Origin of the sequence: Melittangium boletus DSM 14713, from assembly GCF_002305855.1 — a bacterium.
Classification (GTDB): Bacteria; Myxococcota; Myxococcia; order Myxococcales; family Myxococcaceae; genus Cystobacter; species Cystobacter boletus.
The window spans coordinates 4,422,660-4,445,302 of the sequence record NZ_CP022163.1; the positions used below are offsets into that span (position 1 = coordinate 4,422,660).

Annotated in this window: 19 protein-coding genes; 9 read left to right on the plus strand and 10 right to left on the minus strand. The window is 70.9% G+C overall.

What is annotated here, in order from left to right; genetic code table 11:
• Positions 1–29: 29 nt before the first annotated feature.
• The 4 genes from MEBOL_RS18715 to MEBOL_RS18730 all read right to left on the minus strand — a co-directional run bounded on the left by MEBOL_RS18715 (position 30) and on the right by MEBOL_RS18730 (position 5,238).
• Positions 30–1,286 (minus strand): PepSY-associated TM helix domain-containing protein, encoded by a 1,257-nt coding sequence (locus MEBOL_RS18715; RefSeq protein ID WP_095978718.1) that lies wholly within the window; start codon positions 1,284–1,286, stop codon positions 30–32.
• Between the two features lie 48 nt (positions 1,287–1,334).
• Entirely contained in the window at positions 1,335–2,195 is an 861-nt protein-coding gene (locus MEBOL_RS18720) for an energy transducer TonB (RefSeq protein ID WP_245919887.1), read from the minus strand.
• 115 nt (positions 2,196–2,310) lie between these two features.
• Positions 2,311–2,991: a Fe2+-dependent dioxygenase gene (locus MEBOL_RS18725; protein WP_095978720.1), complete on the minus strand. Its 681-nt coding sequence runs from the start codon at positions 2,989–2,991 to the stop codon at positions 2,311–2,313.
• Between the two features lie 48 nt (positions 2,992–3,039).
• Positions 3,040–5,238, minus strand: coding sequence for a PhnD/SsuA/transferrin family substrate-binding protein (locus tag MEBOL_RS18730; RefSeq protein WP_095978721.1), 2,199 nt, complete (start codon positions 5,236–5,238; stop codon positions 3,040–3,042).
• 309 nt (positions 5,239–5,547) lie between these two features.
• Between MEBOL_RS18730 and MEBOL_RS42330 the strand changes: the two genes are divergently transcribed.
• Positions 5,548–7,182 (plus strand): Kelch repeat-containing protein, encoded by a 1,635-nt coding sequence (locus MEBOL_RS42330; protein ID WP_245919889.1) that lies wholly within the window; start codon positions 5,548–5,550, stop codon positions 7,180–7,182.
• Between the two features lie 9 nt (positions 7,183–7,191).
• Here the strand turns inward: MEBOL_RS42330 and MEBOL_RS41880 are convergent, their stop codons facing one another.
• From MEBOL_RS41880 to MEBOL_RS18750, 3 genes are all read right to left on the minus strand, one after another.
• Positions 7,192–7,710 carry a hypothetical protein gene (locus MEBOL_RS41880; protein WP_245919891.1) on the minus strand — a complete coding sequence of 173 codons (519 nt, stop codon included), beginning with the start codon at positions 7,708–7,710 and terminating at the stop codon, positions 7,192–7,194.
• Positions 7,711–8,125: 415 nt separating this feature from the next.
• Positions 8,126–9,907 carry a serine/threonine protein kinase gene (locus MEBOL_RS18745; protein WP_095978722.1) on the minus strand — a complete coding sequence of 594 codons (1,782 nt, stop codon included), beginning with the start codon at positions 9,905–9,907 and terminating at the stop codon, positions 8,126–8,128.
• A gap of 12 nt (positions 9,908–9,919) precedes the next feature.
• Positions 9,920–10,969 carry a DUF2381 family protein gene (locus tag MEBOL_RS18750; RefSeq protein ID WP_245919892.1) on the minus strand — a complete coding sequence of 350 codons (1,050 nt, stop codon included), beginning with the start codon at positions 10,967–10,969 and terminating at the stop codon, positions 9,920–9,922.
• Here MEBOL_RS18750 and MEBOL_RS18755 point away from each other — a divergent pair.
• Entirely contained in the window at positions 10,968–12,359 is a 1,392-nt protein-coding gene (locus MEBOL_RS18755) for a M24 family metallopeptidase (protein WP_095978723.1), read from the plus strand. The genes MEBOL_RS18750 and MEBOL_RS18755 overlap by 2 nt on opposite strands.
• A gap of 102 nt (positions 12,360–12,461) precedes the next feature.
• Positions 12,462–13,817, plus strand: coding sequence for an NAD(P)/FAD-dependent oxidoreductase (locus MEBOL_RS18760; protein WP_095978724.1), 1,356 nt, complete (start codon positions 12,462–12,464; stop codon positions 13,815–13,817).
• A 25-nt stretch (positions 13,818–13,842) separates the two neighbouring features.
• On the opposite strand, the gene MEBOL_RS18765 is transcribed toward MEBOL_RS18760, so the two are convergent.
• Complete coding sequence (locus tag MEBOL_RS18765; RefSeq protein ID WP_095978725.1) at positions 13,843–15,003, minus strand: cytochrome-c peroxidase; 1,161 nt, start codon at positions 15,001–15,003, stop codon at positions 13,843–13,845.
• Positions 15,004–15,157: 154 nt separating this feature from the next.
• Positions 15,158–16,054 carry a flagellar motor protein MotB gene (locus MEBOL_RS18770; protein WP_245919895.1) on the minus strand — a complete coding sequence of 299 codons (897 nt, stop codon included), beginning with the start codon at positions 16,052–16,054 and terminating at the stop codon, positions 15,158–15,160.
• A gap of 269 nt (positions 16,055–16,323) precedes the next feature.
• Here MEBOL_RS18770 and MEBOL_RS18775 point away from each other — a divergent pair, with 269 nt between their 5' ends.
• Genes MEBOL_RS18775 through MEBOL_RS18800 form a run of 6 tightly spaced genes read left to right on the plus strand, consistent with a single transcriptional unit; the run spans position 16,324 to position 22,258 of the window.
• Positions 16,324–16,704 (plus strand): response regulator, encoded by a 381-nt coding sequence (locus tag MEBOL_RS18775; RefSeq protein WP_157775197.1) that lies wholly within the window; start codon positions 16,324–16,326, stop codon positions 16,702–16,704.
• Entirely contained in the window at positions 16,701–17,102 is a 402-nt protein-coding gene (locus MEBOL_RS18780; protein ID WP_095978727.1) for a chemotaxis protein CheW, read from the plus strand. Before MEBOL_RS18775 ends, MEBOL_RS18780 begins: the two co-directional genes overlap by 4 nt.
• Positions 17,092–17,592, plus strand: a complete 501-nt coding sequence (locus MEBOL_RS18785) for a chemotaxis protein CheW (RefSeq protein WP_095978728.1) — start codon at positions 17,092–17,094, stop codon at positions 17,590–17,592. Before MEBOL_RS18780 ends, MEBOL_RS18785 begins: the two co-directional genes overlap by 11 nt.
• A 34-nt stretch (positions 17,593–17,626) precedes the next feature.
• The gene (locus MEBOL_RS18790) at positions 17,627–19,051 is read left to right on the plus strand and encodes a globin-coupled sensor protein (RefSeq protein WP_095978729.1); all 1,425 of its coding nucleotides are present in this window, start codon (positions 17,627–17,629) and stop codon (positions 19,049–19,051) included.
• Between the two features lie 11 nt (positions 19,052–19,062).
• Entirely contained in the window at positions 19,063–21,234 is a 2,172-nt protein-coding gene (locus MEBOL_RS18795) for a hybrid sensor histidine kinase/response regulator (protein WP_095978730.1), read from the plus strand.
• A complete protein-coding gene (locus MEBOL_RS18800; RefSeq protein WP_095978731.1) occupies positions 21,215–22,258 on the plus strand; it encodes a chemotaxis protein CheB in 1,044 nt (347 codons plus the stop codon). Before MEBOL_RS18795 ends, MEBOL_RS18800 begins: the two co-directional genes overlap by 20 nt.
• Before the next feature lie 4 nt (positions 22,259–22,262).
• On the opposite strand, the gene MEBOL_RS18805 is transcribed toward MEBOL_RS18800, so the two are convergent.
• A complete protein-coding gene (locus MEBOL_RS18805) occupies positions 22,263–22,619 on the minus strand; it encodes a hypothetical protein (RefSeq protein WP_170115542.1) in 357 nt (118 codons plus the stop codon).
• Positions 22,620–22,643 lie beyond the last annotated feature (24 nt).

Consider the following 22,643-nt stretch of genomic DNA (forward strand, 5'->3'; position numbering starts at 1 on the left):
TGTCTTCAACGCCCGGTACGTGTGTGCCGTTAGACGCTGGGCTCGGTGCTTTCAGGGGCGGGCACGGTGGCGCGGGCGCGCCTCCACGCGAGGAAGCGCCGCCAGGACAAGGCGAAGCCCGTCCACACGAGGAAGAGCCCGCCCAGGGAGCCAAGGGCGGCGACGAGCTGGCCGGGCACGCCGAGTGCCTCGCCCGTGTGCAGGAAGCGCAGCCAGCGGCGCACCTGGCCCGCGGGGGAGATGTCCGAGAAGGCCTCCCGGCGCAGCACCTGGGCGGTGAAGGGATCCACCGACACCTGCGTGGACGCGAACAGGGGCCAGCCGTCCTGTTCCCGGATGGCGAAGGTGACGGCCGTGGGGCCTTCCTTGCGGGGACCCTGTCCCTTGGGGCGTCCCTCGCCCTGGGCTTGCGCGGGCGCGTTGCCCCGTGGCGGCCCTCCACCCCCCAGACGCAGGGTGATGTTCTCCCAGGCGGGCGTCTGCTTGCGCGCCTCGACGAGCAGCGCCTCGAGGGGGAGTGGCGGGGTGCCCGGAGCTGGCTCGGCGACCTTGACCACGGGGGGCGCTCCGGGACCCGAGGCGGCGGGGGGCGTTTCGCCCATGGAGGTGAAGACCAGGTTCGAGGCCCACTTGTAGGAGATGACCATGGCCGTCGCCGTCAGGACGATGAGCACGGGCAGCAGCCAGAAGCCGATCACGTTGTGCCAGTTCCAGTCGCGCGCCTTGCCCTTGAGTCCCCGCCGGAACCACAGCGAGGGCCGCACGGAGCGCCACGTCCACTTGCGCGGCCACCACAGGTAGAGGCCCGTCACACCGAGCAGCAGGAAGATGAAGTTGCTCGCGCCGGTGAGGGCCTTGCCCACGGGGCGGTTGTCCCCCTGGGCGCCGAGCCACCGGTGCCACTCCTCCATGAGGTGGAAGAACGAGCGCCAGCCCTGGGCGCCCCATTCGCGCACCTCGCCCGTGTAGGGGTCGACGTACACGCCGCTGTCGCGGCCGGTGCTCACCAGCACCACGGTGTCCGGCTCCGGGTACACCGTCACCCCCGTGGGAGGCGTTTCGGGCCGGGCGGCGCGTACGCGGGCGATCACCTCGTCGAGCGGCAGGCGGGGTGCGTCCGGCGCGGGGGCCTGGACCTTGCGCGTGTCACGCTCCGCCCAGTCGAGGATCTGATGCTCGAAGGCGAGCGCGACGCCCGTGAAGGACATGACGGCGATGATGAGCCCGGCGAGGACACCCGCGACGAGGTGCGGCCAGAAGATGACGTTGTGCAGGGTGAGGCGCATGTCGGCTCGGACGAGGGCGGTGCCGGGGAGGAGTCCCAGCGCCGCGCCTCACTTCAAGGAGAACTGGACGGGAATCTCGACGATGACGCGCACGGGACGGCCCTGACGGCCGAGCGCGGGGGAGAAGCGCCACTGGCTGACGGCGGCCAGGGCGGCCTCGTCGAGCGCGGCCACGGAGCGCAGGACGCGCGGGCTGTCCGGCTCCACGCGTCCGTCCACGCCGATGATGAGGCGCACCAACACCAGCCCCTCGATGCCCTCGCTCCGGGCCCGCCGGGGGTAGTGGGGTTTGACCTGCTCGAGCACGCGCGGCGCCTGGGCCACCTGCTTGAGGTCGAGCGCGGTGCCACCCGTGGCGCCCACGAGTCCACCTTCCCGGCCTCCGAGGACGCCCCCGAGCACGCCATCGAGCGCGCTGGCCACGGAGGCCGCGTCCGCCGCCACGTCGGGCGGGGGCGTCGTCTCGGCGACGGCCTCCTCGGCGGGGGCCTCGGGCACGGGCTCGGCGGGAGGATCGGGCTGCTTCTCGACCCGGGGCGCCTCCACGGGCATGGGCTTGTGGATCACCGGGCGCGGGGTATGGGCGCGGGCGCGGCGCTGGACGGGTTGGATCGCCCGGGTGGCCGTGGCGCTCGAGGCCGGAGGCGGCGGGGGCGCGAACTGGAAGAACACCAGCTCCGGCTCCTCGGGGCGCACGGGCTCGCGCGCGGGCGAGGAGGCCATGGCGAGCCCCGCGCCCACGAAGCCGGCGTGGACGAGCACCGCCAGCAGCAGGGCTCCGCCCCACCGGCTCCCCGAATCGCGGCCCTGGGGCGCCTCTCCCATGAGGAACAGCCGCTCGCGGGGCCCGGCGCTCTTCACGCCTTCTGGCTGCGTTTCGGGCAGTTCCATGGGGAAATTGAGAATCATTCTCATTTTCTGGGCCAACGAAATATCCCACGTGCCGGGCTCCGTCAACACGGGGGGGTTGAATCACTCACGGGTGCTGCCCATTCAACTCGCGGTGGAGCCCGGAGCGGGTTCCTCAGGGCGTGGCCCATTGGCGCAAGAGGTTGTGGTAGACGCCCGTGAGCATGACGAGCGAGGGGCTCTGGGGCACCTCCTGGTTGAGCCGCACGATGGCCATGTCGAGGTCGAAGAGCAGGGCGCGCTGGGACACGTCGCGCACCATGCTCTGCACCCAGAAGAAGGAGGCGAGCCGCACGCCGCGCGTCACCGGGGTGACGTGGTGCAGGCTCGAGGCCGGGTAGACGATGAGGTCCCCCGCGGGCAGCTTCACCGAGTGGCTTCCGTAGGTGTCCTCCACCACCAGCTCGCCCCCGTCGTAGCTGTCCGGCTCGGACAGGAAGAGCGTGGCGGAGACGTCCGTGCGCAGGCGCTCGGCGGTGCCGGGAATGGGGCGGATGGCGTTGTCCACGTGCGAGCCGAACGCCATGCGTGTGTCGTAGCGGTTGAACAGCGGCGGGAAGACGCGCTGGGGCAGCACCGAGGAGATGAACAGGGGGCTGCGCTCCAGGCCCCGGAGCACCAGGTCTCCCAACTCCCGGGCCTCGGGGCTGTCCTCGGGCAGTTGCAGGTTGCGCTTCACCTGCGCGGATTGGTGGCCGGCGGTGCCGCGGCCGTCCTCCCATTTCGCCTGGGCGAACACCTCGCGGCAGCGGCTCACCTGCTCGGGCGTGAGGACCTGGGGGATGTGAACCATCATAGGGGGCGTTCCTTCTCATCCCCGGACGCCCGCGGCAAGCCGCGCCCCCTACACGGGCTCGGAGCGGTGCTGCCGTGCGTCGTGCGCGGACGCGGCCGGGAGCACCACGGTCAGGGTGGTGCCGCGTCCCTCGCGGCTCGCCGCGCTCAGCGTGCCGCCCAGGCCCGTCACGATGGCGTAGCTCACCGACAGCCCCAGCCCCTTGCTCGAGGGGCTCGTGGTGCAGAAGGGCTCGAAGAGGCGCGCGAGCACTTCCTGGGGCATGCCCCGGCCCGTGTCCTGCACCTCCACCACCGCCTCGCCGGTGGGCGCCGTGTACGTCGCCACCCGGAGCACGGGGTTGGCCGTCTCCATGCCACTCATGGCCTGCGAGGCGTTGAGCAGCAGGTTGACGAACACCTGCCCGAGCCGCGCCTCGTCTCCCACCACGTCCGGCACCTCGTGGAAGTCCAGCTCCAGGCGGATGCGGTGGCGCAGCTCTCCGCGCATGATGTTCAGCGCGTGCTCGAGGATGGGCATCACCTCCACGGGCTGGCGGTGCTCCGGCGGCGCGCGCGACAGGGTGCGCAGGTCCTGGACGATCGTCTTGAGCCGTCCGGCGCCGTCGGCCGCCTCGACCAGGGCCTCGAGCACCTCGGCCACGTCCCGGGAGAGGGGGTTGTCCTGCTCGCGCAGGGCCTCGCCCACCCGCTGCATCTCCTCGCGCGCGAAGCCGAGGTTGGCCAGCATGTACGCGAGGGGATTGCCCATCTCATGGCCCACCGCCGCCGCGAGCGAGCCCAGCGCCGCCAGACGGTCCGCCTTGAGCTTGGACTCCACCCGCTTGCGCGCCGTCACGTTCTTGGCGAACACCCGCAGGCCCTCGGGATCCAACAGGGGCAGCAGCGTCAACTCCCAGTACTGCTCTCCCAGGTGGAGCACCGAGGGGACCTCGCCGGGCGGCTCCTGCTGGGCCCACGTGAGCGCCGCCTCCACGAGAGGGTGCAGGGGACCGCGCGCCAGCAGATCCGGAAACGCCAGGTGCGCCGCGGGGTTGGCGTAGCGCAGCACCCCCGTCGCTCCCACCTCCAGCATGGGCTCGGGGTGCAGGAGCGGGAAGGAGGCGAGCCGGTAGAGCGTCTCCTCCTGCGTGCGCAGCTCGGTGACGTCGCGCACGAGCAACGCCGTGGTGGCCTCCTCTGGACGGGACGCCTGGGCGCGCGCGGTGGCCTCGGCGGCGAACCAGCGCGTCTCGCCCTCCACCTGGGCGCGGTACTCCACCCGGCCGCCGCCTCCGTCGAGCCGCGCCGAGCGCGCGAGCGCCACCAGGGGGCCCGCCGCGTCCATGCCGAACACCTCCGAGAGGGGCCGTCCCTCGGCCCACCGCACGTCCTGGCCGAAGGCCTCGCCCGTGGGCGTCCACAGCCGCAGGCACCGCTCGTTCGCGTCCAGCTCCGCGGCCAGGTACTCCGTCTGCCGCACGGGCGCGGGGTGGCGCCTGCGCGGGGCGCGTGAGGAGGCGAGCACGAAGCCCTCGCTGTCGAAGAGGCCCAGCAGGGGCTCCAGGCCTCCGGTCCGGCCCGTCAGCGAGGTGAGGATGGACACCAGCGCGGCCGCGTCCCGCTCCGGCAGGCGCGAGGTGAGGATGAGCCCGTCGGCGGGCGTGGACCCGGTATAGGCGAAGGGCATGAGCCGCCGCTCGTCGGTGCCCACGTGCTCGGCCATGTAGGCGCGCACGGTGTTCTCCTCCGGGTGGCTCGTGTAGATGGCGGTCAGGTCCGCCTCGCCAGAGAGCACCGCGAGCAGTGCCTTGCGGTAGGTGCCGAAGAAGCGCTCCTCGGAGAAGGTCTCCGCCAGGCTCAGGCCTCGCTCGGAGAGGTAGCGGATGGGCAGCAGGTAGCCGCCCGTGGTGCGTGGCGCCACCCAGGCGGCGCGCATGCCCTGGAGCTTGTCGAGGGAGAGCGGATGCTCCGCCCGGCACACGAGCGCCGCGTGATAGTCGCTCCGGCCAGCCCGCACCGCCCGTAACACCGCCCGGGCGCGGGGCTCGTAGGCCGTGCACTGATCGGCGGTCCCCCAGATCAGGTCCGCCCGCTCCTCGGCGAGCTCCTTTTCCAGGGCCTCGAAGGAGGGGGCGAGCTCCACCACCACCGCGCGGCCCAGGCGTTGGGTGAGCGCCCGGCCGAATAGCTCGGCGCGGACATGCTCCTTCACCTCGCCCAGGGTGGGTGGAAGGACAAAGCGGATCGGCGTGGCGGAAACGCTCACGTGGCCTCCTGGCTTGGCCGGAAAAACAGTATCCCCCCCGGCATATTGCCCTCAAAGCATGCCGGACATTCCATAAGCGTGCATCTCGTCCTGCCCCAGTCGCACAAATGGCAACATCTGTATCGTCCGACAGTGAAGGCAAACTTTTACCCACATCCTCCGACGCCTCATGACGGGCAGGCCGGAACCACCCTCCAGGTCTGTCGTACGTTGGGTGATAAACCCTTGGAATCATAAAGGAATACGGCGCCATCCATGTCAGACCCGGCGGGTAGAACCGCCGCCCTCGTGACAGGAGTGGGATGGCGTATGACAAGGGTTTGGGTGGGACGTGTCCTGATGGCGCTCGTGTCGATGGGGAGCCTGGGCGCCACACCGCGCGTGCAGGGGCCGCTCGTGGATCTGGCGGACGGACGGGTGCTGGCGGTGGGGGGAGGTGAGGTGTACGAGCCCGAAGTGGGGGGCTGGCGCACGACGGGGGTGATGCACACCGCCCGGCGACAACCCGCGGCGGTGCGGCTGGCGGACGGGCGGGTGCTGGTGGTGGGGGGCGCGTCGGCGGCCTCGGGCGCGCTGGCGAGCGCGGAGGTGTATGAGCCCGCGACGGGCCGATGGACGCCCGTGGCGGATCTGCTCGAGGCGCGCGAGGACCCGGCGGCGGTGGTGCTGGCGGATGGGCGGGTGCTGGTGGTGGGCGGCTTCGACGGACGGCGGCAGCCGGTGCGCTCGGCGGAGGTGTTCGATCCAGTCCGGGGCGGATGGACGCGCACGGGGGCTCCCCTGGCCACGCGGCAGGGGGCGCGCACGGGCGTGGTGCTCGAGGGAGGACAGGCGCTCTTCGTGAGTGGCCTCCAGGCGGAGCTTTATGAGCCCGCGAGTGGCGCCTGGCGAAAGGCGGGCCCGGTGGGGGGCGCGGCGGGGACCCATCGCTCGGGCCATACGGTGACGCGCTTGAGGGATGGACGGGTGCTGGTGGTGGGCGGCACGACGGCCCGAGCGGCGGCCACCGCGGAGGTGTACGAGCCCGAGACCGGGCAGTGGCGGCTCGTGGCGGCGCCCGGCTCTCCGCGCGAGGCACACGCGGCGTGGGTGATGGAGGACGGGCGGGTGCTGGTGGTGGGAGGCTTTCACGCCTCGACGGGGGCGCTGGCCTCGGTGGAGCGGTACGACCCTGTCGCGGATAGCTGGAGCGAGGAGTCGCCGCTCCAGGAGGCGAGGAGAGGCGCGGCACTGCTCGCCTTGGAGGAGGGGGCGGTGCGGGTGGTGGGGGGCGGCCTGTCCCCAAGCGAGCGGTACGTACCCGATCGCTGTCTTCCCCTGACATGCGAGGCGGCGGGCCCGGTGTGTGGAGCGCTGGCGGATGGGTGTGGGGGCACGCTCACGTGCGGCCCCTGCGAGGAGGCGCCCCGGTGTGGCGAGGACGGCTGCGGCGTGGAGCGCGCTGGCTACGACGCGCGGCTGCGGGTGCTCCGGTGTGACGAGGCGGGAGTGGGGTGTGCCTCGGGCGCCGGGCTGGCGGGACGAGGTCCCCTGGGTCCCGAGCCCCATGCGCCCAACACGCTGGGAGGCACGTGTGGGGATGGTGGGGGAGGCGTGGCCGGGCGGGACGAGTCGCTCGAGGCGTTGCGTGTGGTGACGGAGGACGGGGAGCGCCTGGCGTCGGGGCGGCGGGTGCGGGTGGAGGCCACGGTCTGGGCGTATGAGGATCCGGAGACGAACCGGTTGGACCTGTACTTCGCGGCGGATGCGCGAGAGCCAGTGTGGACGCACGTGGCGACGCTCAAGCCGGAGGGGTCAGGGGCGCGGGTGTTGTCGGCCACGTATGTATTGCCCGTGGGGACGTTGCAGGCGGTGCGGGGCGTGTTCCGTTACGCGGGTCGTGCCGAGCCCTGCCCGGGAGGGGTTTTCGATGACGTGGATGACTTGGTTTTCACCGTGAGGTGAGGCAGGGATTCAAACCTCGCGGTCGAGTGGATTCCAGACGAACTCCTCGGTGGGCGTCAGCCGCAGGTGGGTGAAGCCATGGTGGGTGACGAAGCGCTCGAAGCGCTCGGAGACGACGAACTGCCCTTGCAGTCCCCGGGGAACGAAGACGTCCTCGCCTCGCCAGGCGCCGGGCTCCAGCGTGAAGCCGCGCACGGCTTCATAGCCTTCGTAGCGGCATTCCTCGCAGGTGGGTGTCTTGACGTAGCGGACCCGGCTGCGGGTCAGGTCCACCGCCGCACGGCCAAAGCAGACCGTGGCGACGACGTAATTGGGAACGTGCGAGGGTTTGGGGCCCTTGCGTTCCCTGCGCACCCGGCGCACCTCGACGGGATGGAAGCCATCAAGCCCCGTGAGCCCTTCCTCGCGGAAGGCGTTCGCGAATCGCTCGGAGAGCAGGACGTCATCACCGGCGATCCGGACTAGGTCTCCGTACTCTTCTCCATGCAATATCAGGTCGACTCGGTAGGGCGGCAGCCATGTCAGCATGCCCACGATGCCTCCGCACCGTGCGCAGCGGGCGGCACTTCCTCTATTGACGGGCTCTACCTTATCGGCTTCGAAGTCGTACCGGGACCAATTAACCTCCTCTCGCAGAACGAAGTACCGGGGTTGTTTGGACGTCTCAGAAGCCATGGGGAAACCTCGCGCGCATCGCGGGCTGATATGCACTGGCGCTGCCTTGTTTGCAGGCGCGGATCGCTGTTGATTCTTGGGGGGCGCAGGGTGGGCTTGAGCCGGTTACGTGGCTCTCCCGCACTTCATGTGCACCAAGCGCCGGGATAGCTGCTGCTCCGTCGCAGACGACTCGCCACCTGAATGGCGAGCACACAAAGCGCGGGAGAGCCACTAAAACGGGGCAGGCTCACGTTCAAACCGAAGCAGCCCCGAGAGGTCTCATGCCTCACGGCCAGCGCGAGACGACGCTCACCGGCACCGTGCGGTTCAGGGTGTAGGCTCCTGGCTTGGAGTCCTCCCCAATGATGATACGCCCATCCACGTCGCCCAGCACGATGCACACAGGGTACTTCCGACCATCCGGTAGTATCGCCTGGGTGTAGCGACCCATGGCGGCCGGCAGTTTCTCCCCCCCATGGGTTTCGTCGATGCCGGGACCCGTCCAGAGTTGGCCATGGAGGATTGTCCCCTCCGGCAGGTTGCCGTCGCCCCGGGTGATGCGGCTGATGACGGGGCCGTCCTGGTAGATGCCTACCTCCACGAATCGGCCTGGCTGGTTGATGTCGATGATGGCCTCCAGCGGACTGGCTCTGTCGATCTTCAGATCCCGAGACATGGCCTCGGTGGCTTCCGAAGGGCAGTCGGCGGGCGATGGGGGCTTCACTTGGGCAGCGGGGCACCCCAGCCCGGCGGCACACAACCAAGCGGCGAGGAGACTAGAGGAAGGGGAACGGAGCGAGGTGGACACGGGCGGACTTCCTTTCGCGGAGCGGCCAAACCCGAGCGGCAGTGCCTCGGGCAGGGGCGCGAGTGTGGAGATCACCAGCCACAAGGCAAGGCCGAGCACGCTCAAACCCACGGCCCCGAGGAGGAGCCTGGGCCTCCGGGCGCGTGGTTGGAGGGGATCCGAGGCAGGAGGTTCCTGCCTCGCCCGCGCCTCCTCGCCCATGGGCTGTTCCTCATCGGGCCCCTCGCGCTCCGACTCCAGCGGAGGCGTTACTTCTTCGTCCTCCTCGGGCGGAAGCTCCGCCAGGCCGTCCTCGGCAGTGAAGAGCGGCACCTTCCAGGAGGGGGACGAACGCCCCTTCTCGGCGGCTCCTTCTAGCGCCTGGCGCAGCGCCTCCGTGCTGGGGTAGCGCGCCTCGGGCTGCTTCTCCAGCAGCCGCATGGCGATGTCGCTCAAGGAGCGCGGCACCAGGGGGTTGAGGAGGTGGGGCGGCGTGGGGGGCGTGTCGGCGATGGCGGCCAGCAGTTCCTTGTCCGACAATTCCGGATCGAAAGGGTGCATGTCCGTAAGTGCCTGGTAGAGCAGCACCCCCAAGGCATACAGGTCCGCGGCCACGCCGCCCACGAAGGGCTCGCCCCGTTTCCATGCCTCGGTGCGCGTGTAGGCCAGGAGTTCGGGCGGCAGCAGGTGCAACACGCCCTCCCGTATGCCCATCGTCTTCGTGAGGGCCGACGGCAGGCGCACGGTGCCGAAGTCGATGACGAAGGGCCGGCCGTCCTCACGGCGGATGAGGAGGTTTTCCGCCTTCAAGTCCCGGTGGTACACGCCTCGCGCGTGCAACGTGCCCACGGTGTGCACCACCTCGGAATAAGTGGCGACCAACCGGGCGGCATGCGGCGGCTTGCGCCAGCGCCACTGGTGCCAGTTGTCCCCGTCCACGAAGTCGGTGATGAGGAAGGAGTAGCCCTTGCTGGGACTGGGCCAGAAGTCCACCGCGTACACGCGCAGCAGGTTGGGGTGGGTGGCGTAGGTGAAGAGGGCCGCCGCTTCGTGCGCGAGCTGACGGTACGTGTTCTTCTCCTCCTGGTACTCCTCCTCGGAGAGTTCCTCCCGGGAGTCGGAGAGGGGGCGCAGCGCCATCTTCATGGAGTAGGGGTGGCCATCACGCTCCACCTTGAAGACCCGGGCCGAGCCGCCCTGGCCCAGCACCTGGACGATGTGCCAGGGCCCTACGCTGTCGCCAGGTCGGAGATGGTCCGGATGCAGGGCAGGCGTCGTCATACGTCGGCGCTCCTATAGATTCACGTTGGGGATGGGAAGGCGGCGGCCGCCGCTCTTGTCCCTGAACTCCAGGCGGAGATCCTCGTCCGCCGTCCAGAAGGGCGCCTCCGTCTCCACCGCCACGAGGCCCTCCTCTCCTGGGGCGAGCTGCGCCTTGTCCATGGCCACGGAGAGCACTTTCACCGGGGTGCCGTCCTTCCGGGTGAGAAGAGCGGAGCCCGGCATCCAGGACTGCTGCCCCGGCAGGTTGCGCACGCGGATGACGGCGAGCGCCCAACGGCCAGCGCGGTACCCCTCGCCTCCCACGTACGCCAGCCCGTTCCAAGTGCTGGTACGGATACTCTCGAGGCGCCGGGCCCGCACACCGTGAAGATTGAGGCGCCCCGTGAAGACGAGCCCGGCGAGCCCACTCGCTCCGGACTGGGCCTTGAGCGCCGCGAGCTCCGCTTGGCTCTCCGCCAGCGCGGCCTCCAGCGCCTCGAGCGTCCGGGGGCGGCGTACCACCTCCACCTCTTTGTCCACCACCCCGGGGCGCGTCACCAGCGCGAGCGTGGCCTTCGCCGGGGAGGCCCCGTCTCGGTAGCGCACGCGCACCACCAGCTTCTCCTCGGCCCCCAAGTCCACCAAGGGCTCCAAGGCTACGAGGGTGTCTCCCACGTCCACCCAGGTGAAGCGGAGGGGGCGGTTCTCCACCTCCACCGCGGTCTTGTCCAAGGCGGCGTCGAAGCGCAGGTAGGTGGTGATGCCAGCGGCCACGCTCACTTCCAAGCCCGGCTCGTCCGGGGCGCTGGGCAGGGTGACGCGCCGCTCCTGCCTCTCGCGAGCAGGGGACGGGGGCTGAGCTGCCGCGGTGGCTCCCGTCAAGAGGAGCGTGAGCGGGAGCGACGGGAGAAGTCGGGCCAGGGTGGATACCTCCTGAGTCCACCGTAGCAGATGGGAAATCCCGTGCTGCTGAAAATGGTGCGGTTCGTCGCAGCGCCACCCCACATCGGAGTGATGGCGTCCCGTGTGGTTCTCGAGCCCGAAGTACACCGAGTGCTCGTGCGAAGCTGCGCGGCCCATGAAGACTCCTCGGCTCCGGCTCCTCGCTCCCCTGTTCCTCCTGACGTCCGCCTGTGCCACCACGGCCTCCGCTCCCGCCGTGTCCCCGGCTCCGTCCCCCACTCGCCCCTTTGGTACCTTGCGTGAGCAGGCGGAGCGGCAGCAGGCGTGGTTGCGCGAGCGTCTGGACAAGGCCCTGCCCACGCTCATGCGCCAGTACGGCATCGAGATGTGGGTGGTGCCCATGCGCGAGTACAACGAGGACCCCGTGTTCCCGGCCCTCGTCTCGCCCACGACGTTCGCGGCGCGGCGGCGCACCATCTACGTCTTCCATGATCGGGGCCCGGACAAGGGCGTGGAGCGTCTGGCGCTCGGTGGGGGCACGCAGGGCGGCGTGTACGAATCCCGGCGCTCGGCGCGGCAGGTGGACGGCGGCGGCGTCACCCGGCAGGCGGAGCTGTGGGGGCCGGATCAATGGCAGGTGCTCAAGGCGGTGCTCGAGGAGCGGCAGCCCAAGGTCATTGGCATCGACGTGTCGCGCACGTTCGCCTTCGCGGACGGGCTGACGCATGGCGAGTACGAGGGCATGGCCGAGGCCCTGGGGCCCGCGTGGATGTCGCGGATGAAGCCCGCGGAAGGGCTCCCGGTGGATGTGCTCGCGTGGCGCGGCGCGGATGAGTCTCGCTTCTACGCGGACCTGACGAAGCTCGCGTGGGATGTCATCGGCACGGCCTTCTCCCACCAGGTCATCACCCCGGGCCAGACGCGCACGGGCGACGTGGTGTGGTGGATGCGGCAGCGGCTCAATGATCTGGGGCTCGACACCTGGTTCCATCCCTCGGTGTCGGTGCAGCGGCGGGGCAAGACGGAGGCGGAACTGGGCGAGAGCCCCATCATCGAGCGCGGAGACGTGTTGCACTGCGACTTCGGCATCACCGCGCTGCGGCTCAACACGGACACCCAGCACATGGGCTACGTGCTGCGCGAAGGGGAGACCGAAGTGCCAGCGGGACTGCGCGCGGCGCTCGCCCGCTCCAACCGCTTGCAGGACATCGTCGTGGGGGAACTGCGCCCGGGCCGCACGGGCAATGACATCCTCCGCTCCTCCCGGGAGCGGATGCTCGCCGAGGGGCTCGACGGGACGGTGTACTCCCACCCCATCGGACTCCATGGTCATGGCGCGGGGCCGATGATCGGTTTGTGGGACAGGCAGGAGGGGGTGCCAGGCAATGGCGATCACCGGGTGATGCCCTCCCAGTGGTTCTCCATCGAGTTGCAGGTGACGAGCCCCGTGCCCGAATGGGACGGGCAGAAGGTACGCTCCGCGCAGGAAGAAGACGTGGTGCTCGATGCCCAGGGGCAGGTGCGCTGGGCGCTCGATCGCCAGACGGCCTTCCATCTGGTGCGATGAATAAGCAGGGGCCGCGTCCAGGCGTGCCCGCCTCTGTTCACCAATCAACATGACTCAGCGCGGCAACTGGTCGGGCGCACGGGCAGTCCGCATTTTTCCGGCATGGAAAGCAACCGGGACGTGCATCACGTGGTGGTGGTGGGAGCGGGTTTCGGAGGGCTGGAGGCCGCGCGCAAGCTGGGCAAGGCCAAGGAGCGCGTGAAGGTGACCGTGGTGGATCGCTACAACCACCACCTCTTCCAGCCGCTGCTCTATCAGGTGGCCACCGCCGTGCTCAGTCCCGCGGACATCTCCGCGCCCATCCGCCACATCCTGCGCGGCAAGAACACGCAGGTGCTGCTCGCCGAGGCGCGCTCGGTGGACACGGCGCGCAAGGTGCTCGTGTGCGACGGCGGCGAGCTGGCCTATGACTCGCTGGTGCTCGCCACGGGGGCCACGCACTCGTACTTCAACCACCCGGAGTGGTCGAAGATCGCCCCGGGCCTCAAGACGCTCAATGACGCGGTGGCCATGCGCGAGCGCATCCTCCTGGCCCTCGAGGCCGCCGAGCGCGAGACGGATCCCGAGCGCCAGCGCGAATGGCTCACCTTCGTCATCATCGGCGCGGGGCCCACGGGCGTGGAACTCGCAGGGGCGCTGTCGTACATGACGCGCCATTCGCTGCCCAAGGACTTCCGCCGCATCGACACGCGCAAGGCCCGCGTCATCCTCCTGGAGGGCCTGCCGCGCGTGCTCTCTCAGTTCTCGGAGAAGCTGTCCGAGGACGCGCGCCGCGACCTGGAGAAGCTCGGCGTGGAGGTGCGCACCGGCTCCATGGTGTCCGGCGTGGACGAGCAGGGCGTGTCCATTGGCGAGGAGCGCATCCCCACGCGCACGGTGCTCTGGGGCGCGGGCGTGGCGGCCTCGCCGCTGATGCGCTCGCTCGGCGCGCCGCTCGACAAGGCGGGCCGGGTGAAGGTGGATGCCTCGCTCACCTTGTCCGGGCACCCGGACGTGTATGTGATTGGGGACGTGGCCTCGCTGCAGCAGGACGGCAAGCCCGTGCCCGGCATCGCCCCGGCGGCCATGCAGATGGGCCGGCACGTGGCGAAGAGCATCCTCGAGCGCCTCGCGGGCAAGCCGCCCGAGCCCTTCCACTACGTGGACAAGGGCAGCTTCGCCGTCATTGGCCGCGGCTACGCGGTGGGCACCATGTTCGGCAAGGTGCCGCTGAGCGGCTTCCTGGCCTGGGCCCTGTGGGCCGGCGTGCACATCGCCTATCTGGTGGGCTTCCGCAACCGGCTGGCCGTGATGCTCAACTGGTTCTTCACCTTCATGACCCGGGGCCGCGACGTGCGTCTCATCACCGGGGCCTACGCGCCCCGGCTGCCGCCCTTCTCGCCCACGGCCGAGCCGCCCGGGGATGGCATCCACGCGGGGCCGGATCCCGCGCACTCGGCGCCGCCCCCGATTCACTGAGTCCTGTCGCGCGGGGGCGCCTGACTCAGGGCGCTCCCGTCATGGACTCGAGCAGGCGCACCAGGGACTGCTTTTCCTCGTCGGTGAGGTCCAGGGGTTGGATGGTCACGGAGACCACGCCCGCGTATTTGCCCGGGGCCTCGCCGCCCTTGTTGTACAGCTCCACCACGTCCAGGAGCGTCTTCACCTCGCCCGTGTGCATGTAGGGCGCCGTGAGGGTCACGTTGCGCAGCGTGGGCGTCTTGTAGGCGCCTTCCAGCTCGCCGGCCTTCTCGGTCAGGTCGCTGCGCAGGCGCTGCAGCCGCGTCGACTCGGCGCCGATGGGCGCGTCGCTGTAGGGCCCCGCCGAGTTGAACGCCCACGTCAGCATGGGGTCCGCCCCCGCCGCCACGCCGCGCTGGCCCTCGCTCAGGTCTTCCACGCCGATGTTGTGGAACTGCTCGTCGCTGAGCATGGGGCCCTTGTGACACGCGGCGCACTGGCCCTTGCGCACGAACGTCTTGAGGCCCAGGTACGCCGGATCCTTCTCCTGCGTGCCGGCCTCCACCGCCGCGATGAAGCGCCGCACGTCCTGATCGAAGGGCGCGTCGTTGCGCACCAGCGTGCGCTCGTAGGCGGCGATGACCTTGCCGAAGTGGGCCAGCAACTGGTCATCGTCCGTCTCCTCCTCGGGCGTCTTGCCGAAGAGGGCGCGGTACTCCTCCGCGTAGGCCTCGCTCAGCCGCGCGCGCAGGATGGCGGGGTTGCTGGCCATCTCCACCGGGTTGAGCAGCGGCAGCAGCGCCTGGTTCCACAGCCGGTCCGCGCGCCCGTCCCACATGTACCAGGTGCTGTAGGCGGCGTTGATGACGGTGGGGGGGTTGCGTCCGGTGCGCTGGCCGAAGCAGCCCTCGGCCGTGGGCGTGTCCACGGTGCGGCCCTCGCCGTCGTGGCAGCTCTGGCAGGAGATGGTGCCGCAGCCCGACAGGAGCGGATCCTTGAAGAGCCGCAGCCCCAGCGCCGCCGCCGCGGGTTGGTTCTCGAGGCGGTTGGTGGGATCCGCGGGAGGCGTGCGCGTGGGCGAATGCAGGCTGCTGAGCAGCTCGAATTCGTCGGCGGTGGGAAAGGGCTCCTCGCTCGTACAGGCCACGAGGCCGCCGGAGAGAGCGCCCGCCAGCAGCCAGGTGCACAGGGAGTGACGATTCATCAACGTGTTCTTCCTCGTCTCGCGCGAAGGCATGCGGAGCGGGTCGCGCGCCCCACGGCCGTGAACACTGTAACCCGTGGATATCCCGTTGGACCACCCTCCCCGGGACCGCTCGGAGTGAGCGGGGAGTGTGGGGCGACGGCCGCTTGTCCGCCTAGTCGGCCTCGGCCGTGACGAAGGAGGCGCCCACGAGCAGCCGCAGCGTGGGCAGGTCGATGGCCGTGCCCACGCCGGGGCCGCCCAGGAAGAAGAGGTCCACGCTCGGCACCAGGTGCTTGCGCACCCCCACCAGGAACTCCGCGCTGGGCCGTCCTCCCTGCAGGGGCAGGTTGAGCAGCATGCTCACCTCGGGCCGGGTGGCGGTGTCGTTCTCGCCGCGCGAGGTGACGGTGGCGCCCAGGCGCACCTCGTTGCCCAGCACGTCATGGGGCCGGGAGGTGAGGGCGGTGAAGTCCTGGCGCGGCCGGAGCAGGAGGCTCACCTCGCCGCCCACCTGGTAGCCCTCGGCGGCGATGCCCGCCTGCAACCGGGGCAGGAACAGATAGGCCTCTCGTCCGAGCAGCCGCGCCTGGCCCACGGGCAGGGCCGCCGTGAGTTCCGCGGCCACGTTCAAGGGGGAGCCGTCCCGGGTGCGCCAGGGCGCCACGCGCGCCGAGGCCCAGGCCGCCTCCAACCCTCCGCCATTGGGAGGACTCATGCCGAGCACGGACTGGCCCTGTTGGCCGAGGATGTAGGCCAGGTGGGTGCCCACCTGCAGCCAGGGCCGCACGCCGACGGCGGCGGTGAGCTGGCCCGTCAGCTTGTTCTCCACCAGGGAGACCGAGGTGATCCCCGGGTCCCACGTCCGGGCGAAGTTGAGCGGCAGGCGCTCGTAGTGGCTCTGCACGGACACGCGCGCCACGCCCGGCTCCAGGGAGCGGCCCGTGCCCACCACGAGCGAACCCATGCCCGAGGTGTCGAAGTGCAGGCGCTCGAGCGCGAAGACGGGCAGGGTCCTTGGCTGCTGGGCTGCGCTCATCCCGGGCGCGAGGAGCGCACCGAGGAGAACCATCCATCGAGAAGCCATGTCGCCGGAGACCCCCGTGAAGAAGGAGGTCATCTTTCGCGGAAGCCGACGCGGCTCGCAAGTCCGTCACCCAACACTTCAGCGCCCTCGGAGGCCATGGCGCCGTGGCTGGATTGACCTCCACTGGGCACTGAACGATACGAAAGCTCCCGGACCCGGCAGACAGTTGACCCGTGCGTTAACAAGTTTCTCGGAGTTACAGCTCTTCCCGGTTTGGAAGGCGCGCCCCCCGCTGAATGACTCCAGGGAAAACCATGGCCCGCATCCTCGTCATTGATGACAGCCCCACGGTCGCGTTGTCGATGTCCCGCCTGCTGCTGAGCGATGGGCACCTCGTGGAGACCGTCAGTGACGTGCGGGAGCTGCCGGTCTACCTGCGCGACTCGCGGCCGGATTTGATCCTCCTGGACCTGGAGATGCCGTCCCTGCCGGGCGTGGAGTGGGCGGCGTTCATGCGCCGCTGCTACCAGCAGCGCCTCTCGCTCATCATCCATTCGTGCCAGCCGTGGGGAAAGCTGGAGGCCGCGGCGCAGACGGTGGGCGCGGTGGGCATCATTCCCAAGGGCGCCTCCTCGGATGCCGCGCGCTGCATCATTAATAGTGCCTTGCGCCGCACGGCGAGGCCCATGGGATGAACGAAGCGCTCGTGCGCGTCCACACCGGGCGCCAACGCTGGCTGGTGCGGGTGGCGGACCTGCAGGAGGTCGTCCCGATGATGTCGCTGGGGCGCGTCGAGGGCCAGGACGGGGCGTGCCGGGGCGTGCTCAACCTGCGCGGCGAGCTGGTGCCGGTGTTCGATGGCGCCGGACGGGACGCGCCGCTCGAGCCCTCGCGCCTCATCCTCGTGCTGCGCGAGCGCGCGGGCACGCGCGTGGGGCTCATCGTGGACGAGGCCCATGACGTGCTCCTGCTGCCCGAGGAGCGGTTGACGCCCCGTCCGGTGGGCGGCGGCCGCCCGCGCCGGATGGCGCTCGTGGACGAGGAGTTCTTCACGGTGCTGGAGCCCGACGAGGTGGCGGCCCATGGCGGTTGATCCCGTCGAGGCGCTGCTCGAGCGGCGTGCCGCCCGCTACGCGCGCCCAGGTGCTCCCGTCCTGACGACGGTGGTGGAGTACGCGGCCTTCGGTCGGGGCTCGGGCCATTACGCGCTGCCGCTCGTGTCGTTGCGCGAGGTCCGGCCGCTGCGGCATCTGGCGCGCGTCCCCGGGGCCTCGCCCGTGGTGGCCGGCGTCTTCCAGTTCCGGGGAGAGTTGCTGAGCGCGCATGACCTGGCCGCGTGGCTGGGCACGGGGCCGGGGGCTCGCGCCGAGTGGGTGCTGGTGGTGGAGCACGCGGGGGCGCGCCTGGGCCTGCTGGCGGACACCCTGGCCGGCATCGAGCGGTTGGGCGCCTCGGAATGGAGCGCGGTGCCGGTGACGCTGGGGGAGCGCGGCGCGTGTTTTCGCGGAGTGCTCGGAGGCCAGCGCCTGTTGCTCGAGCCCGAGCGGCTTTTCTCCACGCCCGCCTTCTTCCGCGCCTTCTGAATCCTTCCCCGTCTTCCCCCAGAGAGGATGTCCCATGCCTTCCCCCTCCCCGCGTGTCGCCGATGGCCGTCTGGGTTCCGCCGCCGAGGAGCTCGAGCGGCGCAAGCGCGTGCTGGGCTTCTCCGACACGGACGCCCGGCACCTGGCCGACTTCCGCCCCGTGGCCGAGGCGAGCAATGGCGCCGTCGTCGAGCGCTTCTACGAGCACCTGATGTCGCACGAGGAGATGCGCTCGCACTTCCAGAGTCCCCAGCACATCGAGGCGCTCAAGCGGGCCCAGTCGCAGTACTTCCTGGAGCTCTTCGGAGGCGCGTATGACCCCGCCTACGTGGAGAACCGGCTGCGCGTGGGCCGGGCCCATGAGCGGATCGGCCTGGGGCCCCTGTGGTACGTGGGCGCCTATAGCCAGTACCTCTGCTCGCTCATCCCGTTGGTGCTCGAGCGCGGTGGCCTCGATCCCTCCGACTCCCTGTCCGGGACGCTCCAGGCCCTGGTGAAGATCGTCAACCTGGACATGTCGCTCGCCATCGACACGTACATCGAGGCGATGACGGACCGGGAGGCCTCGCAGGTGGGCCGCTTCGTGAGCGCGCTGGAGAGCATGTCCGCGAGCCTGTCCTCGTCCTCGGGGGACATCCTCGACGCCACGTCGCGGCAGATGGGCGCCGCCCACCGGCAGGCGAGCTCCATCGCCGAGGTGACGAGCGCCCTGTCCGAGCTGCGGCTCACCTCGATGCAGGCGCTGGAGAAGGCCGAGGGCGTCATCACCGTGTCCGAGCGCTCCATCGAGTCCTCGCGCCTGGGGGGCCAGGCGGTGGAGGCCTGCATCCAGGGCATGCGGGAGATCCGCGAGCAGGTGGAGGCCATCGCGGACAAGATTCTCTCGCTGAGCGAGCAGACGCAGCAGATTGGAGAGATCATCGCCTCGGTGAATGAAATCACCGAGCAGTCCAAGCTGCTGGCGCTCAACGCCGCCATCGAGGCGGCCCGCGCGGGCGAGCATGGGCGGGGCTTCTCGGTGGTGGCCACGGAGATCCGCAGCCTGGCGGATCAGTCCAAACAGGCCACGGTGCAGGTGCGCAAGCTGCTCGGCAGCATCCAGTCGGCGACGAACTCGGCGGTGGTGGCCACCGAGGCGGGCACGCGCAAGGTGGAGGCCGGGGTGGAGCTGGCCAACCGGGCGGGCCAGAGCATCCAGCAGTTGGGCGGCAGCATCGAGGAGTCCTCGTCGGCCGCGCGGCTCATCGCCAGCGCCGCGCGTCAGCAGACGGCCGGTGTGCAGCAGGTGGCGGACGCCATGGTGGACATCCGCGACGCCATGAACAGCACCCTCATGAGCCTGGGCCAGACGGAGACGTCCGCCCACCAGCTCAATGACCTGACCCAGAGCGTCAACCAGCTCGTGGATTCGTTCTCGAGGCCCAAACAGCCCAAGGCGCCCGAATACCGTCTGGCGTGACTCCGCCCGCCATGGCCCCGACGATGGAGGAGTTGGACCTGGCCATCCAGGTGTCATTCGCCGCCGAGGCGAAGGACCTCTTGCGCCAGGTGGAGCGCGCGCTGCATGGCCTGGTCGGAGGCGACCCCGCGGAGCGCGGACCTCGCTGCCGGGACATGCTGCGCGGGCTGCACACCCTCAAGGGCGCGGCGGCCGCGGCGGGCAGGGACGCGGTGGCCCGCGGCGCGCATGCGCTGGAGGACCAGGTGCGTGGCGTGCAGGAGGGCCGGACGCTCCTGGAAGGCGCGGGGCTCGATGCGCTCTTCGCGGGACTCGAGCACGTCTACGAGGTCCTGGGTCCGGGGCCCTCGGCGCCGGCCTTCGAGGAGCAGCAGGGAACACCAGGGGAAGGCCCGGCGCCCAAGGAGGAGGTGGAGGAACTGCTGCGGGTGGCTCCCTCGCGGGTGGAGGCGTTGCACGCGCTGACGGGAGAGCTCGTGCTCGGCCGGCTGCGCCGGGAGTCCCTGGCGCGGAGGTTGTTGGAGACCCGGGATCGGTTGGGCGAGGCCATGGATCGCTGGCGGGAGCTGGGCGCGCGGCTGGAGCCCTGCAAGCGCACGCTGCCTCGCGCGCAGTGGGCGGGCGTGAAGGCGGCGCGGGACGCGTGTGGCCCGGCGATGACGAGCGCCTGGAAGATGCTCTCGGCGGTGGCGCGCGAGGCCCCGGCGCTGCTCGCGCACACGGCGGGGGTGGAGGGGGAACTGGAGGAGGGCATCCGGGAGCTGCGGCTGATGCCCCTGCAACCCTTCCTGGAGGAGTACGCGCGGGTGGCGAGGGAGGCGGCGCGCGCGTGCGGCAAGGACGTCCGCCTGGAGGTGCGCGCGGCCGGGGCGGAGGTGGACCGCGGGGTGCTCATGCGGCTGCGCGACGTGCTGTTGCACCTGGTGCGCAACGCCGTGGTCCACGGGGTGGAGTCCCCCGAGCGGCGGCGCGAGCGGGGCAAGCCGGAGGCGGGCACGCTCACCCTGGAGGCGCGGTGCGAGGGGGCGCGGGCCTTCCTGCGCGTGGCGGACGACGGGGCGGGCGTGGACGTGGAGCGGGTGCTCCAGCGCGCCCGGGAGCTGGACGGGGGGGCGGCGCCGCGCGACACCTCGCCCGAGGCACTGCTGGCCCTGCTCAGCCGGCCGGGCTTCTCCACACGGGACGAGGTGGACGCCCTGGCGGGCCGGGGGGTGGGGCTGGACGTGGTGGCGAACATCCTCCGGGGGCTGGAGGGACAGTGGCGGCTCGAGCACGTGCCGGGGCGGGGCACGGCCTTCCTGTTGGAGGTCCCCGTGTCCGCCTCCACGCACCGGGGGTTGGTGGTGCGCGTGGGGGAGGACAGCTTCGGCCTGCTCCTGCACCATGTGGAGCGCGTGGTGCGGGTGGGGGCGCGCGACGTGACCGTCCTGGAGGGGCACGCCACGGTGCCCCTGGACGGCCAGCCGGTGGCGCTCGTGGCCCTGGCCTCGCTCCTGGGCCTCCAGGGGGAGGGCGCACCCGAGGGCCCCAAGCGCACGGGTGTCGTGGTGCGTCAAGGTTCCCGGCGGCTCGTGGTGCTCGTGGACGACGTGCCGGGCGAGGAGCGTCTGGTCATCAAACCCCTCGGGCCCGCCTTCGCCGGAGCGCCCCTGGTGCTCGGGGGGGCCCTGCAGGCGGATGGCTCGGTGCTGCCCGTGCTCCAGGTCCCCGCCCTCCTCGACCGGGCGGCGGAAGGGGTGGGGCGGGGGAGTGCCTCGGCGTCCCTCGGACCCCGCTCCGCTCCAGCGCTAGGCGCGGTGCTGGTGGTGGATGACTCGCCCACCCTGCGCATGCTCCTGCGCAACGTGCTGCGCGCCGCGGGCTTCCCCGTGGTGGTGGCCTCCGACGGACTCGCCGCCGTCGAGGCGTGGAACCGCCAACCGTTCAGCCTGGTGGTGACGGACCTGGACATGCCCCTGCTGGACGGAGCGGAGCTGTGCCGCTTCGTGCGCCGCTCCGAGCGGCCCCGGACTCCTGTCATCCTGGTAACCTCCCAGACCGGCGCGGAGGCGCGGCGGCGGGCCCTGGACGTGGGCGTGGATGCGTACGTGGTAAAAGGCGAATTCGAGCAGGCCACCTTCCTGCGGTTGGTGCGCAAGCTGACGAACACGGGAGAGCACCTCGTTGAAGCTGCTGTTGGTTGAGGACTCGCGCTCCGTCGTCGCGTTTCTCGAGCAGATCCTGCGCCGGGAGCCGGACATCGAGCTATTGCCGCCCGTGGACAATGGCCACGACGCGGTGCTGGCGGTGCAGCGCTGGAGGCCCCAGCTCGTGTTGATGGACCTGGTGCTCCCCGGGGGAATGGGGGGCGAGGAGGCCATCGCCGCCATCATGGCCACGGCGCCCTGCCCCATCGTGGTGCTCAGCGGTCAGCTGGCCACGCGCGGGAGGGATCGGACCTTCGAGTCCCTGAGCGCGGGGGCGGTGGACGTCCTGGCCAAACCCACCCTGGGCGGCCTGGAGGCGGTGCGGGAGTTCCGCGAGCGGCTGCTGCGCACGGTGCGCACCATGGCTCACGCGCGGGTGACGAGCCGCCGGCGCACGTCGCTGCGCGGGCTGCCGGTGCCGCCGAGCCAGATGCCTCCGGTGCCCACCGAGACCCAGCCCTGCGCCCTGCTGGCGATTGGCGGCTCCACGGGCGCGCCGCCGCTGGTGTACGAGTTGTTGCGCGCGCTGCCCGCTCCCGCGCCCTTCCCGGTGGTGGTGGCGCAGCACATCGTCCACGGCTTCGAGCCGGGCTTCGCCCAGTGGCTGTGTGCCACGGGGCACACCGTGGAGGTGGCGCGCAGCGGGGACTGGCTGGAGCCGGGCGTCGTGTACGTGTCGCCGGCGGACCGCGACCTGCTGGTGCGCGGCGGACGGTTGCGCACGCAGCCCTCCAAGGGCGTGGCCCTGCCCTCGGTGAACGTGCTCTTCGAGAGCGTGGCGAGCTTCTACCGGGACAGGGCCGTGGGCCTGTTGCTCACGGGCATGGGCGTGGACGGCGCCGAGGGTCTGCTCGCGATGCGCAAGGCGGGGGCCCTGACGGTGGCTCAGGAGGGCTCGACCTGCGTGGTGGACGGGATGCCGGGGGCGGCGCGGGCGCTTGGCGCGGCACGCCAGTCGCTCACGCCCGCGGGCATGGGCTTGTTGGTGGCGGCCCTCGCCCGCACGGCCTCGCGGGGCTGAGGCGCTACGGCGCCGGGCTGGATACGGACGTGTCGCAATCCGCGCCCGTGCACTTGCCCGCGCACCGCAACTGGGCGGGATAGGACTCCAGGATGACGCACTCGGTGCCCCCCGTGCACTTCACCCACTCGGTGCAGGCATCGCCCCCCAGGCAGCGCTGATGGCTCACGCCCTCCAACGTGAAGGACATGCACCCGGTGCCCGCCGGGCAGGGGGGTCCCTCCAGGGAACACTCGGGCGCCTCGGCCATGGAGCGGCCCTCCCGGAGCTGGAGCCGCCCCCGCGAGGCGGGTTCATCCCCCGTGGAGCTACAGCCCCACAACACACCGCACAGCGCCAGACCCGTCAGCCTTCGTGACATGGACATCGCCTTTCCCTTCTCCCG

Bases quoted from the DNA above. Each gene is read 5' to 3' on its own strand.
- MEBOL_RS18715 (WP_095978718.1), bottom strand. From the start codon at position 1,286: ATGCGCCTCACCCTGCACAACGTCATCTTCTGGCCGCACCTCGTCGCG.
- MEBOL_RS18720 (WP_245919887.1), bottom strand. From the start codon at position 2,195: ATGATTCTCAATTTCCCCATGGAACTGCCCGAAACGCAGCCAGAAGGC.
- MEBOL_RS18725 (WP_095978720.1), bottom strand. From the start codon at position 2,991: ATGATGGTTCACATCCCCCAGGTCCTCACGCCCGAGCAGGTGAGCCGC.
- MEBOL_RS42330 (WP_245919889.1), top strand. From the start codon at position 5,548: ATGACAAGGGTTTGGGTGGGACGTGTCCTGATGGCGCTCGTGTCGATG.
- MEBOL_RS41880 (WP_245919891.1), bottom strand. From the start codon at position 7,710: ATGCTGACATGGCTGCCGCCCTACCGAGTCGACCTGATATTGCATGGA.
- MEBOL_RS18745 (WP_095978722.1), bottom strand. From the start codon at position 9,907: ATGACGACGCCTGCCCTGCATCCGGACCATCTCCGACCTGGCGACAGC.
- MEBOL_RS18755 (WP_095978723.1), top strand. From the start codon at position 10,968: ATGAAGACTCCTCGGCTCCGGCTCCTCGCTCCCCTGTTCCTCCTGACG.
- MEBOL_RS18750 (WP_245919892.1), bottom strand. From the start codon at position 10,969: ATGGGCCGCGCAGCTTCGCACGAGCACTCGGTGTACTTCGGGCTCGAG.
- MEBOL_RS18760 (WP_095978724.1), top strand. From the start codon at position 12,462: ATGGAAAGCAACCGGGACGTGCATCACGTGGTGGTGGTGGGAGCGGGT.
- MEBOL_RS18765 (WP_095978725.1), bottom strand. From the start codon at position 15,003: ATGAATCGTCACTCCCTGTGCACCTGGCTGCTGGCGGGCGCTCTCTCC.
- MEBOL_RS18770 (WP_245919895.1), bottom strand. From the start codon at position 16,054: ATGGTTCTCCTCGGTGCGCTCCTCGCGCCCGGGATGAGCGCAGCCCAG.
- MEBOL_RS18775 (WP_157775197.1), top strand. From the start codon at position 16,324: ATGGCCCGCATCCTCGTCATTGATGACAGCCCCACGGTCGCGTTGTCG.
- MEBOL_RS18780 (WP_095978727.1), top strand. From the start codon at position 16,701: ATGAACGAAGCGCTCGTGCGCGTCCACACCGGGCGCCAACGCTGGCTG.
- MEBOL_RS18785 (WP_095978728.1), top strand. From the start codon at position 17,092: ATGGCGGTTGATCCCGTCGAGGCGCTGCTCGAGCGGCGTGCCGCCCGC.
- MEBOL_RS18790 (WP_095978729.1), top strand. From the start codon at position 17,627: ATGCCTTCCCCCTCCCCGCGTGTCGCCGATGGCCGTCTGGGTTCCGCC.
- MEBOL_RS18795 (WP_095978730.1), top strand. From the start codon at position 19,063: ATGGCCCCGACGATGGAGGAGTTGGACCTGGCCATCCAGGTGTCATTC.
- MEBOL_RS18805 (WP_170115542.1), bottom strand. From the start codon at position 22,619: ATGTCACGAAGGCTGACGGGTCTGGCGCTGTGCGGTGTGTTGTGGGGC.